Raw genomic sequence first — 16034 nt, 5'->3', positions numbered from 1 at the left:
CTTACATAGACTGCATTCTCTCTGAAATAACCGTTCGCCAGGCTTTCAGACCCTTGCGAGTTTTGATGATTCGCTTGAGCAGCTTCAACGCTGCGAGTACAGCATGAAGCGTACGGATACGCACATAGACATCTACATGCATTTGCAGGTTCTTGTGAGCATACACAGGCTCCACATGCAGCTGAGGGTAGACATGCATGCGGACATGACTGCAAAACAGACCGAGCAGCCAGCTTTTCAACGCCCAAATCATGCCGGTGCAGACTGCCGTTTGAGGTGCATCTCCCACTCCAATCTCGGTCCGCCAGCGAAATCGGTAGCAATGTACTTTCCACAACGTCTGATTGACCCATTTCAACAATCCGACCGCATGCTCCACAAGCACCTTTGTCTTTTGAATGAAATGCTGAATACTGCGGGGCGTCACTTCGGTGTCATTTTCCTTCACCGTCTTTTTTCGCGAAGACGTTTTGGTCTCTACCCTGATCGCGGATAAACCCTCTGCCTGGATGACTGGCATCTCATAGTTGTACCGAACGAGACCTCCGACCGCTTTTAATCTTGCAGTGAGGCGGTCATTGGCTTGAACACGCTTGTATTCCAATTCAATATGAATCGGCAGCAACAAGACGATGCACCCAATTACAGCCAGTATGCCTCCTATCCAAAGCCAGACCAAAACTGCCCATCTCCTTCTTCCCTTGCAGGACTCTTTTTACAGGTCAAGACTGTCGTATGTCCTTGCCAGAACCAACCGATTAAGATCTTCTATTCAGAATCAGAAAACAAAAAAACTCCAGGCACGAAAGCCTGAAGTTAGCATGCATCCAAATCCTGCTAATTATTCATTCACATCATCAATACTTAACTGCTTTGCATCAAGTTTCTCGAACAACAGCTTGGCCTCTTCTTCCAGATTGAGTTCGCCACTACTAAAGTCCTCCATGTTCGGAAGCTCTTCTATCTGACCAAGTCCGAAGTAATCGAGAAACTGGCGGGTCGTTCCATACAGAATGGGGCGTCCGATCGCTTCCGCCCGGGCGACTTCTGTAATGAGCTCTTTGGCAGCGAGTGTCTGAATGGCCCGATCCGATTTGACGCCGCGAATTTCCTCAATCTCTACACGGGTAATCGGTTGTCTGTAGGCCACAATAGACAAGGTTTCGAGAGCGGCCTGGGACAAGGTGCCCCGCGTTGGGGTGTAGGCCAGTTTTTGAAAATAAGGCGCATGAGCCGGCAAGGTCGTCAGCTGATAGGCTCCGGCAATTTCCACGATCTGAATGCCTCTTTGCTCGGTGCGATACGCTTCCTTCATTTCCTGAAGCAGCTTCGTGATCATTTTGGGACTCTGTTCCAGTACGTCCGCGATATGTCCGGCATCCAGACCTTCATCTCCGACTGCAAACAGCAATCCTTCAATCACGGATTTCATTTCCTGCTGATTCATTCATTTCCTCTCCGTCCTGCTTGAACTCAATGACGATTTCTTCAAACAGCCGATGCTGAAAACATCTGATTTTCTTCATCTTCATCAGCTCGAGCAAGGCCAGAAAAGAAACGACCAAATCCTCTCTGGTACGATCCTCTTCAAAAAGACGAGAAAACAGCATGCGTTTTTCCGGCTGGTTCACCAGTACCTGCATGATTTCACCGATCCGGTCCTTGACCGAAATTTCGTCCTTGCGAATTTTGGTAACCGTATTGCGTCCTGCTGCTTTTTTCAATGCTTTCTGGAAAGCCACCACGATATCCGCAAGATGCAGACCCTTGACCGGGTTTTGCTCTACTTCCGGCAGAAACGGGGTCAGATCCAGCGGTTCCTTGGAATAAACAAGAGAGCGGGCTAACTCCTTGTCTCGCAGATGCTCGGCGATGCTTTTATACTTCTTGTATTCAATCAGCTTCTCCACCAGCTCGGTACGGGGATCGATATCTTCCTCGTAATCGTCCATACCCAGGTCGATGACCGGTGGCTTCGGCAACAGCATTTTGCTCTTGATCTGCAGCAAGGTGGCAGCCATCACCAGAAATTCACTAGTCGGGTCCAGCTCCAGCTGTGGCAATTGCCGTATATAGATGAGATATTGCTCGGTAATCGATACAATGGGAATATCATAGATATCGACTTCCGCTTTATCAATCAAATGAAGGAGAAGATCGAGGGGACCCTCGAATCCCTCCAGTTTGTAATGAATGGCCATAGCAAGATTAAGCGTCGAGTTGACGATTCAGGTTCGCCATCTCAATCGCTGTAGCGGCAGCCTCCCAGCCTTTGTTTCCGGCTTTGGTTCCCGCTCTTTCGATCGCCTGTTCGATACTGTCAACGGTCAATACGCCAAATATGCAAGGTACGCCCGTTTGCAGGCTAATAGTCGCTACACCTTTGGCGGCTTCATTGCATACGTAGTCAAAATGAGGAGTAGAGCCGCGAATAACAGCGCCAAGCGTAATGACCGCATCATATTTACCGGATTTGGCCATTTTCTGGGCAGTCATCGGAATTTCAAATGCGCCTGGCACCCATGCGACTTCAATGTCCTCTTCGGCTGCGCCGTGACGCTTCAATGCATCGATCGCACCGGACAGGAGCTTGGAAGAAATAAACTCATTAAAACGTCCCACTACGATGCCGTATTTGCTGTCCTTGGATACCAAATGTCCTTCATATACTTTTACCATTCTGATCGTCTCCTTCTGTGCAATGCTGCATGTTATATTGGAAAGCAGGCCACCTGTGGCAGACCTTTATTTCTGGTTGTGACTGAAATTGAGCAAATGACCGAGCTTGGACTGTTTCGTATGCAGGTAGCGTGTGTTGTTGTCGTTTTCCGGCATTTGCAAAGGTATTCTTTCTACAACTTCCAGCCCATATCCTTCTAATCCTTTGATTTTTCTTGGATTATTCGTCAGCAAACCAATCTTTCTCACGCCCAGATCCTTGAGAATCTGTGCACCGATGCCATAATCACGCAAGTCCGGGGCGAAGCCGAGCTGCTGGTTGGCTTCAACGGTATCCATCCCCTGCTCCTGCAGGACATAAGCCTTCAGCTTGTTGATCAGTCCGATCCCTCTGCCTTCCTGACGCATATAAAGCAGCACACCCTTGCCTGCTTCCTCGATTTGGGTCAATGCAGCTGCAAGCTGGGGACCACAATCGCAGCGCTGGGAGTGAAAGACATCGCCAGTGAGACATTCGGAGTGGACCCGAACGAGCGTCGGTTTCTCGCCGTCAATCTTCCCTTTAACGAGAGCCACGTGCTCCTTGTGATCGACTTCATTCGTATAGGCGACAGCCTGGAAGGTACCAAAATCAGTCGGCAGTTTCACTTCCACTTCCCGCTTGACCAGCTTCTCCTTCTCATTGCGATACTGGATCAGATCACGGATCGAAATCAGCTTCAGCTGGTGCTGTTTGGCGATTTCTTTCAAATCAGGGAGTCTGGCCATTGAGCCGTCTTCCTTAATAATCTCGCAAATCACCGCCGCCGGGTAGGAGCCGCACATTCTGGCGAGATCCACCGCCGCTTCTGTATGTCCGGCTCGTCGCAACACGCCGCCTTTTTTGGCGATAAGCGGAAACACATGGCCCGGTCTGCGGAAATCCTGAGGCTTCGTATCATCCGCAATCAGTGCCTGGATGGTCAGAGAACGTTCGTGGGCAGATATGCCTGTCGTCGTCTGGGTATGATCAATCGAGACGGTAAATGCCGTGCCATGATAATCGGTATTTTGCATCACCATCGGCGGCAGATCGAGCTGTCTGGCCCGCTCCTCTGTAATAGGCGTACAAACCAGTCCGCGACCTTCCTTGATCATAAAATTGATCACTTCCGGTGTGGCTTTATCGGCCAGCGCAATGAAATCCCCTTCATTTTCTCGGTCGTCATCATCCACCACGATGACAACCTTTCCAAGCATCAAATCGTATATGGCGTCCTCGATCGGATCCAGATGTATATTTTGCATGGGATCGTTCCTCCTCGTTCCTTTGTCTGTTTACGCACACATCCGTCTACCTGTCATTTCTGTTATGGATGTTGATCTTGATCTTCTTACATAAACCCGTGTTTCTTGAGCATATCTTCTGTCACGCTGGAAGCTTTCGAGGCAGGTGGAGAGACCGAGGTATCCGAGCCGCGATGCAGCAGATGACGAACATATTTGCCAATGATGTCGCACTCGATGTTGACCGGGTCCCCGATTTTCTTCTTCGCCAGCGAGGTCATCTGCAGCGTGTGCGGAATGATCGATATGCGCAAGCTTCGACTTGTCTGGTTGGCGTCCACGACAGTGAGGCTAATGCCGTCTACTGCGATGGAGCCGCTCGGCAGGATCAACTCCATCAATCCCGCTTCAGGAAGTACGATATCATACACGACGGCATTTTCCATCGGTGAGATGTGCTCGATGATGCCTACCCCATCGACATGCCCTTGAACGATATGCCCCCCGTACCGGCCACCGGCTGCCATCGCACGTTCCAGATTGACCGGTGAACCTGCTTGCAGATTTCTGAGGCTGGTTTTTTTGAACGTTTCCGGCATCACATCCGCCTGAAACGATTGATCCGTAAACGTCGTGACCGTCAGGCATACGCCGTTCACCGATATGCTGTCCCCAAGCTGGACATCCTGCAACACCTGCTTGCCCTTCACATCCAGCACCAGGGTCTGTCCCTTTCTGTGAATGGATTGAATCAGTCCAACTTCTTCGATAATCCCTGTGAACATAAATCTCCACCTCCTTTTTTTGGATAACCGGTTATACGTATATTATCGCCCACCATCTCAACCTGCATGTCATGGATTTGCCAGGCGTCTCTCATGTAGTCCAGGCCCTCCCCTGCAAAAAGGCCAGGTGCTCCCGATCCTCCGACCAGTTTGGGCGCGACGTACACGATCATGTTGTCAATCAGCCCTTCCTTCAGCAATTGACCCGCCAATGTGGCTCCGCCTTCGACCAGGATGGATGAAATCTCGATCTCACCGAGTCGCTGCATGGCTTGCGTCAGATCGACCCGCTTGCCTTTGCCGCTGCGGATCACCCGGATACCGAGCGCTTCAAACCGACGAACGGCCTGCGGGTCCGCTTCTTCAGCGCAAATGAGGATGGTGTCGGCTTCCCTGTTCGTGATTACATTGGCTTCGATCGGAGTACGCAGCAAGGAATCGACCACAATGCGAACCGGATGCAGACCTGGCACACTTAATCGGGTTGTGAGAAGCGGATCATCTGCCAATATCGTCCCCACCCCGACCATAATCGCCTGTACCTGATGTCGCAGCGTATGCACTTCCTGTCTGGCTGCCTCATTGGAAATCCACTTGCTGTCTCCGAGTCGTGTGGCAACCTTGCCATCCAATGTCATGGCGGATTTCAGTGTCACAAATGGCAGACGGCTTACGATAAATTTGTTGAACCTTTCATTAAGTCGTCTGGAAGACGCGCCGAGTATCCCTGTCGTGACATCGATGCCATGCTCGCGCAGTCTTGCAATCCCTCGGCCTGCGACCTGGGGATTCGGATCTTCAGTGGCGACAACAACCCGTTTGACGCCAGCCTCAATGAGCCGATCCGCACATGGCGGGGTTTTGCCAAAATGGCTGCACGGCTCAAGCGTGACATAGGCGGTTGCCCCCTCTGCTTCACTTCCCGCCATTTGCAGGGCGAGCACTTCGGCATGCCCTTCTCCCCGTTTCAGATGTGCACCCATCCCGATGATCCGACCCTGCTTCACAATTACACAGCCTACCACCGGATTGATATCGGTCTGTCCTTGCGCTGCAGCGGCCAGTTGCAACGCCGTCTGCATGTACCATTGATCATCCATCACATCATTGCTCATTGTGGTCACTCCCTGCTCAACACTCGCTCATTTCTCACTGTTTTTTCCCGAACCTATGCAAAAAGCCCTCCTAAGCATCACATGCTTCGAGGGCTGATTTTCTATATGAATCATGAATCACAAATCGCAACACAAATAAAAGCACCCACACGAATCTTCTTCGGCTCTCACAGACAAGCCAAACACTGGCAAATGGCATACAGCATACACGTAGGCATGTGAAAAAAAGTGCAAGCGCTACGGCATGAACGTCATGTGCAGATGAATTCGTGAAATGAGTATGCGATTGTGATCCCTTCTCCCATCCAGACTGTTACTGTCGGCTTCGGAGTTGCACCGAATCCACCGGCTATGCCAGGCACAGCACGGGTCACGGACTGAGTCAGGCATCTTCATGCCTGCCATCACCGCCGGTAGGGATTTCCACCCTGCCCCGAAAGGATCTCACTTACATTTATTTAGTTGAGGATAAGTATACCAACAACCCTTTCTTTTGTCTAGCGAGAAAAGGCGGCTTTAAGCGCGAACCGCTCAAACCGCCTTTTTTCCTGTCTTCGCTATCACTTATGCTGCGTATACTTTCACTTCTTTCATTTTGTCGCCTTGCTGAATGTCGTCCACAATATTCATGCCGTCAACAATTTTACCGAACACCGTGTGGATGCCATCCAGATGCGGGAATGCATCATATGTGAGATAGAACTGGCTGCCGCCTGTATCTTTCCCTGCATGTGCCATGGCAAGTACACCTCGCTCATGCTTGTGAGGGTTGCCTGCGGTTTCACACTTGATGGTATAGCCTGGGCCGCCAGTGCCCGTACCGTTCGGACATCCACCCTGAGCCACAAATCCCGGAATGACGCGATGAAAGGTCAAGCCATTGTAGAATCCTTCATTCGCCAGTTTTTCGAAGTTCGCCACCGTGCCAGGCGCCTCATTTTCATGAAGCTCAATTTTAACTGTACCGCCTTTTTCCATTTCGATTTCTGCATATTTTGCCATCTATTCAGAACCTCCACTTTTCCATTTTCAATTGTAGATTATACGCGAATTGCGTGAAAAAAGAAAATGAGACTCCTGAAGAGTCTCATTCCATTCACAATCAGCGCCCATGAAAGGCGCCAAGGGCTCATCTGATCTATGCTTTGGCTGCCTCCACTTTCTTCGCAAGGCGCGCCGGGATCACATCATTGACAACGATATCCTGATGGGATTCCCGCTTGACGACTACATCGGCTTGTCCATCCGCCACAAAAACAACGGCCGGTCTGCGAATGCGGTTGTAATTGCTCGCCATCGCATAGTTGTAGGCTCCTGTACAGGAAACCGCCAGCAAGTCACCAGTCTCTGCCTTTGGAATTTCCAGATCCCACAAAATTTTATCTCCACTTTCGCAAGCTTTGCCCGCAACGGTTACTTTCTCCGTCGCAGCTTCATTGGCACGATTGGCCAAAATGGCTTCATACTTCGAACCATACAGAGCAGGACGAATATTGTCTGTCATGCCGCCGTCAACCGCAATGTATTTGTTCACTCCCGGAATTTCCTTGTAGGTGCCGACTGTATACAGCGTCGTACCCGCATCACCGACCATGCTGCGGCCTGGCTCAATCCAGATCTCCGGCACCGGATAGCCGGCGCTCTCAAAAGTCTGCTTGACGGAATCTGCAATCGCCCCCACGTACTGGCTCATTTGCAGCGGGGTATCTTCAGCGGTATAGCGAATGCCAAAGCCGCCACCCAAGTTGATCACTTCAAAGGTCAGGCCCAGTCTGTCCCGAACGTCAATGGCAAATCCGGCAACCTTGTCTACTGCCATCTTGAAGCCATCCACTTCGAAAATCTGGGAGCCGATATGAGAGTGAACGCCGAGAATGTTCAGGTTCTCCAGCGCCTTTGCTTCTTCCATTGCGGTATATGCAGCTCCGTTGCCCAGATCAAATCCAAACTTGGAATCCGTCTGGCCTGTGGAGATAAATTCGTGCGTATGCGCTTCTACGCCTGGTGTAATGCGCAGCAATACATTGACCTTGCTGCTTCTTTCCCCTGCCATCGCATTAAGCAGCTTGAGCTCTACAAAATTGTCCACCACAAAGCAGCCGATCTGGGCATCAAGTGCCATTTCAATTTCCTCTGGTGTCTTGTTGTTTCCGTGAAAATGAATCCGTTCTGTCGGGAAACCTGCGGTCAGAGCGGTGTGAAGCTCACCATCGGAAACGACATCCAGGGATAGTCCTTCCTCATCGGCAATCCGGCACATGGCCTGTACACAAAATGCCTTGCTGGCATAGGCAACCTGGAAGGTCAGACCTGATGCACGAAAGGCTTCCATATACTCTCTCGCTCTTTGACGAATCAGCGCTTCATCCATGATATACAATGGCGTTCCGAATGTTTCTGCAAGCTTGGACGTATCACAGCCCCCGATTTCAAGATGACCTTGCCCGTTTATTTTAGACGTTCCGTGTAAATACATAATCATTCTCCTTTTCCCAATTTACATACACTTAACGTACCACAAGCAAGGAGAGAGGAGCCATGTATTATCGAAAAGAAAATTTGTATTTTACCTCAGTCTGTCTGAACCCGTCCTTGGTTCCATGACAAGTTACGGATCGCGTCTCGTATTGTCCAGACTCTTGGTAATGCTGGGGCGCACCTTCTCCATCCGAAATGGCTTGCGGATCACGATAGAGAAGAGCGCATTTGCATTGAAGGGAATAAACGGCCACATATACGGACTGTTGTAGGATCGCTGGAAGATCAGGATCAGCATGACCAGCGTCGTGCCGATTACGAGGCCTGGAATTTTGAAGAAAAATACACTCACAAGCAGCAACAACCTGACAATTCGGTTCGCTACACTCAATTCATAGCTCGGGGTTGCGAACATGCCAATCGCGGCCACGGCCATATAGAGGACTACCTCGTTGACGAACAGACCGGTGGATACTGCAAATTCCCCGATCACAATCGCCGCGACCAGACCCATGGCGGTAACCAATGGCGTTGGGGTATGGACGGCCGCCATCCTCAGCATGTCTATCCCCACTTCCGCAATGAGAAACTGAATGATAATGGGCAGATTGGCTGTCTCTTGCGGGCCGATGAAGGCCAGCGCTTCAGGCTTCATGGCCGGATAGGCGACCATCAGGTACCAGAGCGGCAGCAGGAATATGGATGCCATAATGCCGATAAAGCGTACCCACTTGAAATAGGTGCCGATCATCGGGGTTTGTCTGTGCTCTTCTGCATGCTGTACGTGGTGAAAAAAGGTTGTCGGCAAAATCATGGCACTCGGGGACGTATCGACAAACACAATCACATGCCCTTCCAGCAAATGGGCGGCAATGACATCTGGACGTTCTGAATAACGCACCATCGGATACGGGTTCCAGGTACGCCCCATCATCTCTTCCTCCAGTTGCTTGTCTGCGAGAGGAAGCCCTTCGACCTTGATCTTTTGAATCTTGTCCTTGACTGCCTCGACCAGATCCATATCGGCAATATCACTTACGTACCCGACACTGATGTCTGTGCGAGTTCGTTTGCCTACGGTCAGCAGCTCAAACTTGAGATTGGGGTCCTTCAGCCGACGGCGTACGAGCGAAATATTCATCAGCATCGTCTCGACAAAGCCATCTCTGGAGCCTCTGACGACCTTTTCCAGTGAAGGCTCCTCAATCGATCGAACCGGAAACTGCTTGGCGTCAATCACGATGGCCGCAGACTCATTTTCCAGGAACAGAATGCTGCTGCCCAGCATCATTTTCTGAATTGCACCTGACATGGTATGTACCTTCTCTACCTGAACATGCGGAATGAGGGCGTGAAGATACGTATCAAGCGGCTGGTCAGACAGATGATCCGGTTGCACATAGGTCAGTCTGGTCAAAACGTCAGACATCACAATGTCATTGGCAAAACCGTTGAAAAAAAGCAGCGCCGCCTTTTTACCTGCAAATTTCATTTCTCTGAACACAATATCAAAGCTGGTGCCGAGTCCAATCAGCTCTTCAAGAATTCGCTTGTTGTCCTCAATGCGATGCATGATCTCATCCTTATGCTTCCAGTCGCGTTCTTCGCGCGTGAGGACCTGTTCTTCCTTCAGTTTCTTGTCGTCTTTGCGAATATCCAGTTTTTTGGTTTTCAGCTTGCCGGGTAATATCGTGGCCTGTCCTTTTCCTTCCTCTATTTCATGAGGGCTCGGGTCACCGGTTTGTTTAGATTTTCTTGGCTCCCGGGTTGTAAATTTCATCGCGCTGTCTCCTCCAATCAGGATGTTTGATAGATCATCCAGTCAAATAATGATCCCACGACCTTGCCAAATACAACCGCCATGAGTAGCCAGACAAGCACGTCATCCAGCTTGAGTCGCTTTGCCAGTATCGGAAAAACATTCAGCACCTCTGTCAGTGCTGCGGCGAGCATGCCGATAAACATGCCCTGAAGCAATCCGATAAAGGCCGTGCCGAATGGCAGAAAATGAAAGTGAACGTCACTGAAATCTATCACCATGGCAGAAATGACGCCCCAGATAACCGCTTTTTCCAGCCATTGAACGGATACCGCACCCCCCAGCAGCTGATACAGACGAGGGATGATATCCAGGACGGTAATAAACGCGACAAATCCGCACCCTACCGCAAGACCGCCACTCAAGCCGAGAAACGCCGTAAACAGCCATGCCAGCATATCCGTTTACCTCTCTTTCTCTTCGCTCTCTGTCTTGTCTTTGCCGGTCGTGGGAGAGGATTGCATTTTTGCATATTCATCATGAATGACATATTGTCTGACATTCTCTTCATACATGAACATTTCGACTTCGAGCGGATTGGGTTCCTCATTGAATTTTTTCTTGAAAATCCGGTTAAAAAACAAAATCATCCCTGCACCGAGTCCTATCGAATACGGGATCTGCATGACGAGAGGATGGGCATCTTCCTGTCCGGTTACGATGGCATACATTTTCTGATGAACTTCCTGCATGCTGACATCCGCATGAAAATTCATGATGGCCAGCCCTGAACCGAAAAACAGAAGCAGCCAGATAAAACCGATCATGACCCAGGACGCCCTCTTCTGACTGTTGCCGCTCTCTATGAGGACGTGGGGCTCTCCGTAATTTTCAATGGTGCCCTCGATGCCATTTTGTTTCATACAGTGAATAAGCTGAAGAATATCGATGAGAATCAAATTGCCGTCCTCCGGCTTGACTTCATGCACAATCAGTTTCTCCAGCCTGTCCGATTGCTCCTGATCTGTCGTCAGGAAGATGGCGATCGCAGCAAGGGGAATATGGGTGACCGTCGCGGGCAGCTTCACTTTTTTCTTGAGCTTCAGATGAATGACGGCAGAAGCCTGCTTGGACATGATGGTTCACTCTCCCTGTTCGCAATTCTCACCACCAGCAAGGAAAAGAGAATCTCCTCGGGAACGCTTGGATACCCCATGGGTACCCTTAGTATGTTCCAAGCCTGGGTTGTTCAACCCATTTCGACCCCATATACGCATATAAAAAAAGCCGAATGCCGCGATGGACGCTGCGGACATTCGACTCGACTTCTCCTATTGAGCAATCTGATTTCGGATTGATTTCAGAATTTTTTTCTCCAGCCTGGACACCTGAACTTGTGAGATTCCCAGTCTGCTGGCTACCTCTGACTGGGTCTGATCCCTGTAATAACGAAGATAGACGATCAGCTTCTCCCTCTCCGTCAGCCCGCCGATGGCTTCATGCAACGCAATCTTGTCAAACCAGTTGTCCTGGGAATCATCCGATATCTGATCCATCAGCGTAATCGGATCGCCATCATTTTCAAACACGGTTTCATGGATGGAAGTCGGCGGCTTGTTTGCTTCCTGGGCGAATACGACCTCCTCAGGCGACAGATCCAGGGCATCAGCGATCTCATTAATCGTTGGCAACCGCCCCAAATCCTTGGACAATTCATCCTTTTTCTTGCGTATTTTATTGGCCGTTTCCTTGAGCGAACGGCTGACCTTCAGGGTACCGTCATCACGGAGAAATCGCTGGATTTCCCCGATAATCATCGGAACCGCATAGGTGGAAAACTTGACATCATAGGACAGGTCAAACTTGTCTACAGACTTGAGCAGGCCGATGCAACCGATCTGGAACAAATCTTCCGGTTCATAGCCCCGGTTCAAAAATCGCTGCACAACCGACCAGACGAGACGGATATTGCAATTCACCAACGTGTCTCGCGCATCGGTATCTCCGCTCTGAGAAAGTGCGATCAGTCTCTTCACTTCCTCATCGTCTAAAAAGTGATGAGTTTGGTTTCGCTTATCAAATTCCATCGGATCACCTAATTATATAAGGCATGCTTGGATTGAATTCGTTTCATCATGGAGATGCGTGTTCCTTTTCCAACATCTGAAGCCACTTCAATCTGGTCCATAAAATTTTCCATGATCGTAAATCCCATCCCTGAACGCTCGAGTTCCGGCTTGGAGGTATATAACGGCTGCCTGGCCAGATCCAGATCCTCGATACCGCCTCCCTCATCTTCAATCGATAAATAGATACAGTTTTCCTCTATTTTCGCCTCGATGGTAATCGTACATGCGGGATTGCTGTCATACCCATGAATAATCGAATTGGTCACCGCCTCGGACACCACCGTTTTAATATCAGTCAATTCATCGACCGTCGGATCAAGCTGTGAAGCGAAAGCGGCAACAGTGACTCTGGCAAATGCCTCATTCTCGGAAACACTGGCAAATTGAAGCTTCATCCTGTTTTGCTTGCTCATGATACAACCCCCAAACTTGAAAGCGCGTGCTCTTCATTCTCTTCAATCGTCAAAATTTTGAAAAGTCCGGACATTTCGAACAACCGATAGACGGACTCGTTCATATCACAGACCACCATCTTGCCTCCTCTATTGGACAATTGCTTGTATCTCCCCAGGATCACACCCAATCCGGAGCTGTCCATGAACGTCAGCTCTTTCATGCTCAGGATCACATGCGGTCTGTTTCCCTGTTCAATGACCTCTTCCATTCTGCTGCGAACGAGATCTGCTGTATGATGATCCAGCTCCCCCTTTAATCGAACAATCACCGCACTAGGGTGCGTGTCCATTTCCAACTCCATGCTCATTGTGCTCACTCCTTCTTCACGAATGAATCACTGTTTCGCTTTTTGCCAAACCGATTCCTGCCCCTCGACAAAACTAGAACGAGGCAGTCATGATCAGACAGACCGTCCTCTGTTCATTCGTCTTCAACTGACACCCAAATGAAAAAAACCGACATCACTCATCTCTTCTTTGCCCAACGAAAAAAACCGACATCACTCATCTCTTTCTTTGCCCCCGATGCAGGTGCGCACGATGATGTCGGTTTAATATTACTTCTCTTTTGTTTCTTGATTCTCTTTTGTTTCTTTCTTCTCTTTCATCTCATCTAGTTTCTGTTGCTTCGGCTGGTTTTCATCCGCAGGCTCTTCGACGGATGGCTCTTCCTTGCGATCCGGTTCATCCTTTTTGCCCAGCACAATCATATTTTTCATCGATCGCTTGAACAGCTTCCACCAGCCTGCTTTCCCGATTTCATGATCGGCATAGAGCGGGAATTCCTTCAGAACTGTTTCTTCGTCCCGTATGACCAGCTTTCCGATCTCATCCCCTTTATGGATGGGGGCATTCAATTCGTTCATTTCCAGATCATGACGCCATTCACCGTGTTTTTGTCCTTTTTTGAGCAGCATGCTGTATCGCTGATCGGCGATGATCGGATAGGATTCCTCCTGGCCTTTTCGAACTGGCGCAGTTCCCATTACCTCTCCTTTTTGATACAGCGGTACATTCTCGTATTGCGCAAATGCATAATCAAACAGCTGGGAAACTTCCGCATTCCGTGTTTTCGTATTTGGTTCCCCGAGTACGACAGCGATGATTCGAAAATCCTTGCGTTTGGCGGTCGCAGCCAGGCAAAATTTCGCCTCGCTCGTATAGCCTGTCTTCAAACCGTCCGCACCGGGATAGAAACGAACCAGCTTATTTGTATTGACGAGCCAAAACGGCTTGTCTGAATCCTGACGCAAATAATCCTGATACTTGCCTGTAAAGGTCGTAATGTGCTCATACTTGAGCAGTTCCCTCGAGATGACCGCAATATCGTGCGCAGAAGAATAATGTTCATTTGCCGGCAAACCGTTCGTATTGGCAAAATGCGTATTTGCAAGTCCAAGCTGCTTGCTCTTTTCATTCATCATGTTCACAAACATTTCTTCCGATCCAGCTATCTTCTCCGCCATCGCCACTGTGGCATCATTGCCCGAGGCCATGGCAATACCCATCAGCATATGACGTACACTCATCTGCTCACCGGGTTCAAGGAAAATTTGCGATCCACCCATGGATGACGCATATTCACTTGTCATGACCATATCATCCATGCCAATCTTTCCCTCATCAATGGCCTCCATAATGAGCAACATGGACATGATTTTCGTAATGCTTGCGGGTGGCAACTGGTCGTGGGCATTCTTCTCGTACATGACCGTTCCCGAATCTGCGTCCATCAAGATGGCTGATTTAGCATGAGGCACCAAATCGACCTGCGTTTGTTTTTCTTCGGCACTGGCATATTCCATCGGCTGAAAGAAGCTAAGCAGCATCCCTGCCAGCACGATCATAATCCAACTACGTTTCTTCCGCATCAGATGACCCCTCCTGTGGTGACCTTCACTGGATTGTAAGGCAATAATCATACTTGACCTCAGTGTTGACCAAGAGAGGGGAAATTATTCCACCCGACATGCGAAATGATGGGATTCTTTCGTTTACTCGATAATCTCATAAATCATCGGTTTGACCTCAACAGGCGAATCGACAAACTCGTAGGCGGATCTGGCCATTTCCTCTGCTCGCGCAGCCTGCTCACGATTCGTGTGCAGTTCCACCAGCAAGTCTCCTGCTTTGACAAAGTCTCCAACTTTCTTGTGGATGGAGATACCGGCTGCATAATCAATGCGATCCTCTTTCGTTTCTCTGCCAGCACCGAGCAGCATGGCCGCAATTCCGATGCTTTCTGCATCCATCGCGCTGACATAACCTTCCTTCTCGCTTCTCACTTCAAGATGATGCTTCGCTTGCGGGAGCAGCTCATGCCGGTCCACGATGTCCGGGTTCCCTCCCTGGGCTTCGATAAAGGTTCTAAAGGTCGCCAGTGCTTGTCCGTTTTTCAGCTTGGCAGTCAGTTCCTGTCTGGCTTGCTCCAGATCATCAAATGCGCCGCCCAATACAGCCATATGGGAAGCCAGGGTCAGACTAATCTCCGTTAATCTCGCTTCTCCCATTCCTGTGAGCACTTGCATGGCCTCTACGACTTCATTGGCATTCCCGATCTCATGACCGAGTGGCTGATTCATATCGGACAGCACCGCGACCGTTCGGCGGCCCAGATGCTTCCCGATCTGAACCATTGTCGTAGCCAGTTTTCTGGCGTCCTCCAGTGACTTCATAAAGGCACCTGATCCCACTTTGACATCCAGGACAATCGCATCTGCGCCTGAAGCGATTTTCTTGCTCATGATGGAGCTGGCGATTAGCGGTATCGAGTTTACCGTTGCCGTCACATCGCGCAAGGCGTACAGTTTCTTGTCTGCAGGTGTCAGGTTGCCGCTCTGTCCTACCAGCGCCAGCTTCAACGTATTGACATTGTCGATGAACTGTTCGCGTGTCATCTCGATCTGAAAGCCCGGTATCCCTTCCAGCTTGTCTACTGTCCCTCCGGTATGACCCAGCCCTCTTCCTGACATTTTGGCTACTGGCACGCCTACCGAAGCCACCAGAGGTGCAATGATCAGACTGGTTTTGTCGCCCACTCCGCCGGTGGAATGCTTATCGACGATCACACCCTCAATGGGTGAAAGATCCACCGTATCGCCGGAATCCGCCATCGCCATCGTAAGCTGAGCGGTCTCTTCTTCGCTCATCCCCTGGAAATAGACGGCCATGGCAAATGCAGACATCTGGTAATCCGGTATTTCGTCCGCCGTATATCCCTTGATCATGAATTGAATTTCTGCTTCACTCAACGATTGACCATCCCGTTTTTTCTGTATGAGGTCTACCATTCGCATGCCTTTACGCCTCCGTTGTCATTGTCAGTAGTGATTTAGATTTAGATTTAGATTTAGATTTAGATTTAGATA

17 protein-coding genes and 1 riboswitch are annotated in these 16034 nt (G+C 49.8%); all 17 genes read right to left on the bottom strand.

Annotated elements, in window-relative coordinates:
- Position 1: 1 nt before the first annotated feature.
- The 17 genes from ACFSUC_RS14865 to ACFSUC_RS14785 all read right to left on the bottom strand — a co-directional run bounded on the left by ACFSUC_RS14865 (position 2) and on the right by ACFSUC_RS14785 (position 15962).
- Entirely contained in the window at positions 2–679 is a 678-nt protein-coding gene (locus ACFSUC_RS14865) for a DUF2953 domain-containing protein (protein ID WP_379930408.1), read from the bottom strand.
- Between the two features lie 162 nt (positions 680–841).
- Positions 842–1447, bottom strand: coding sequence for an SMC-Scp complex subunit ScpB (gene scpB / locus ACFSUC_RS14860; RefSeq protein WP_379930407.1), 606 nt, complete (start codon positions 1445–1447; stop codon positions 842–844).
- A complete protein-coding gene (locus ACFSUC_RS14855) occupies positions 1416–2201 on the bottom strand; it encodes a segregation and condensation protein A (protein WP_379930406.1) in 786 nt (261 codons plus the stop codon). The genes scpB and ACFSUC_RS14855 overlap by 32 nt, the downstream gene beginning before the upstream one ends.
- 7 nt (positions 2202–2208) lie before the next feature.
- Entirely contained in the window at positions 2209–2679 is a 471-nt protein-coding gene (ribH, locus tag ACFSUC_RS14850; RefSeq protein WP_379930405.1) for a 6,7-dimethyl-8-ribityllumazine synthase, read from the bottom strand.
- Between the two features lie 66 nt (positions 2680–2745).
- Positions 2746–3966 carry a bifunctional 3,4-dihydroxy-2-butanone-4-phosphate synthase/GTP cyclohydrolase II gene (locus tag ACFSUC_RS14845; protein ID WP_379930404.1) on the bottom strand — a complete coding sequence of 407 codons (1221 nt, stop codon included), beginning with the start codon at positions 3964–3966 and terminating at the stop codon, positions 2746–2748.
- Positions 3967–4052: 86 nt separating this feature from the next.
- The gene (ribE, locus tag ACFSUC_RS14840; RefSeq protein WP_379930403.1) at positions 4053–4730 is read right to left on the bottom strand and encodes a riboflavin synthase; all 678 of its coding nucleotides are present in this window, start codon (positions 4728–4730) and stop codon (positions 4053–4055) included.
- Entirely contained in the window at positions 4697–5845 is a 1149-nt protein-coding gene (gene ribD, locus ACFSUC_RS14835; RefSeq protein WP_379930402.1) for a bifunctional diaminohydroxyphosphoribosylaminopyrimidine deaminase/5-amino-6-(5-phosphoribosylamino)uracil reductase RibD, read from the bottom strand. Before ribD ends, ribE begins: the two co-directional genes overlap by 34 nt.
- 289 nt (positions 5846–6134) lie before the next feature.
- A riboswitch (FMN riboswitch) is annotated at positions 6135–6290 on the bottom strand.
- 119 nt (positions 6291–6409) lie between these two features.
- Complete coding sequence (locus tag ACFSUC_RS14830) at positions 6410–6847, bottom strand: peptidylprolyl isomerase (protein ID WP_379930401.1); 438 nt, start codon at positions 6845–6847, stop codon at positions 6410–6412.
- 136 nt (positions 6848–6983) lie between these two features.
- Positions 6984–8321, bottom strand: a complete 1338-nt coding sequence (lysA, locus tag ACFSUC_RS14825; protein WP_379930400.1) for a diaminopimelate decarboxylase — start codon at positions 8319–8321, stop codon at positions 6984–6986.
- A 132-nt stretch (positions 8322–8453) separates the two neighbouring features.
- Entirely contained in the window at positions 8454–10103 is a 1650-nt protein-coding gene (locus ACFSUC_RS14820) for a spore germination protein (protein ID WP_379930399.1), read from the bottom strand.
- 17 nt (positions 10104–10120) lie between these two features.
- Positions 10121–10540 carry a stage V sporulation protein AB gene (locus tag ACFSUC_RS14815; protein WP_379930398.1) on the bottom strand — a complete coding sequence of 140 codons (420 nt, stop codon included), beginning with the start codon at positions 10538–10540 and terminating at the stop codon, positions 10121–10123.
- 6 nt (positions 10541–10546) lie between these two features.
- Positions 10547–11218 (bottom strand): stage V sporulation protein AA, encoded by a 672-nt coding sequence (locus ACFSUC_RS14810; RefSeq protein WP_379930397.1) that lies wholly within the window; start codon positions 11216–11218, stop codon positions 10547–10549.
- Between the two features lie 195 nt (positions 11219–11413).
- Positions 11414–12169 carry an RNA polymerase sporulation sigma factor SigF gene (gene sigF, locus ACFSUC_RS14805; RefSeq protein WP_379930396.1) on the bottom strand — a complete coding sequence of 252 codons (756 nt, stop codon included), beginning with the start codon at positions 12167–12169 and terminating at the stop codon, positions 11414–11416.
- Positions 12170–12177: 8 nt separating this feature from the next.
- Entirely contained in the window at positions 12178–12624 is a 447-nt protein-coding gene (gene spoIIAB / locus ACFSUC_RS14800; protein ID WP_379930395.1) for an anti-sigma F factor, read from the bottom strand.
- The gene (gene spoIIAA / locus ACFSUC_RS14795) at positions 12621–12974 is read right to left on the bottom strand and encodes an anti-sigma F factor antagonist (RefSeq protein WP_379930394.1); all 354 of its coding nucleotides are present in this window, start codon (positions 12972–12974) and stop codon (positions 12621–12623) included. Before spoIIAA ends, spoIIAB begins: the two co-directional genes overlap by 4 nt.
- A gap of 249 nt (positions 12975–13223) precedes the next feature.
- A complete protein-coding gene (locus ACFSUC_RS14790; protein WP_379930393.1) occupies positions 13224–14537 on the bottom strand; it encodes a D-alanyl-D-alanine carboxypeptidase family protein in 1314 nt (437 codons plus the stop codon).
- A gap of 123 nt (positions 14538–14660) precedes the next feature.
- Complete coding sequence (locus ACFSUC_RS14785; RefSeq protein ID WP_379930392.1) at positions 14661–15962, bottom strand: pyrimidine-nucleoside phosphorylase; 1302 nt, start codon at positions 15960–15962, stop codon at positions 14661–14663.
- Between the last annotated feature and the right edge of the window lie 72 nt (positions 15963–16034).

This window comes from Marinicrinis sediminis, assembly GCF_042685085.1.
Classification (GTDB): domain Bacteria; phylum Bacillota; class Bacilli; order Paenibacillales; family KCTC-33676; genus Marinicrinis; species Marinicrinis sediminis.
This window is presented reverse-complemented; position numbering and strand designations above follow the sequence as displayed.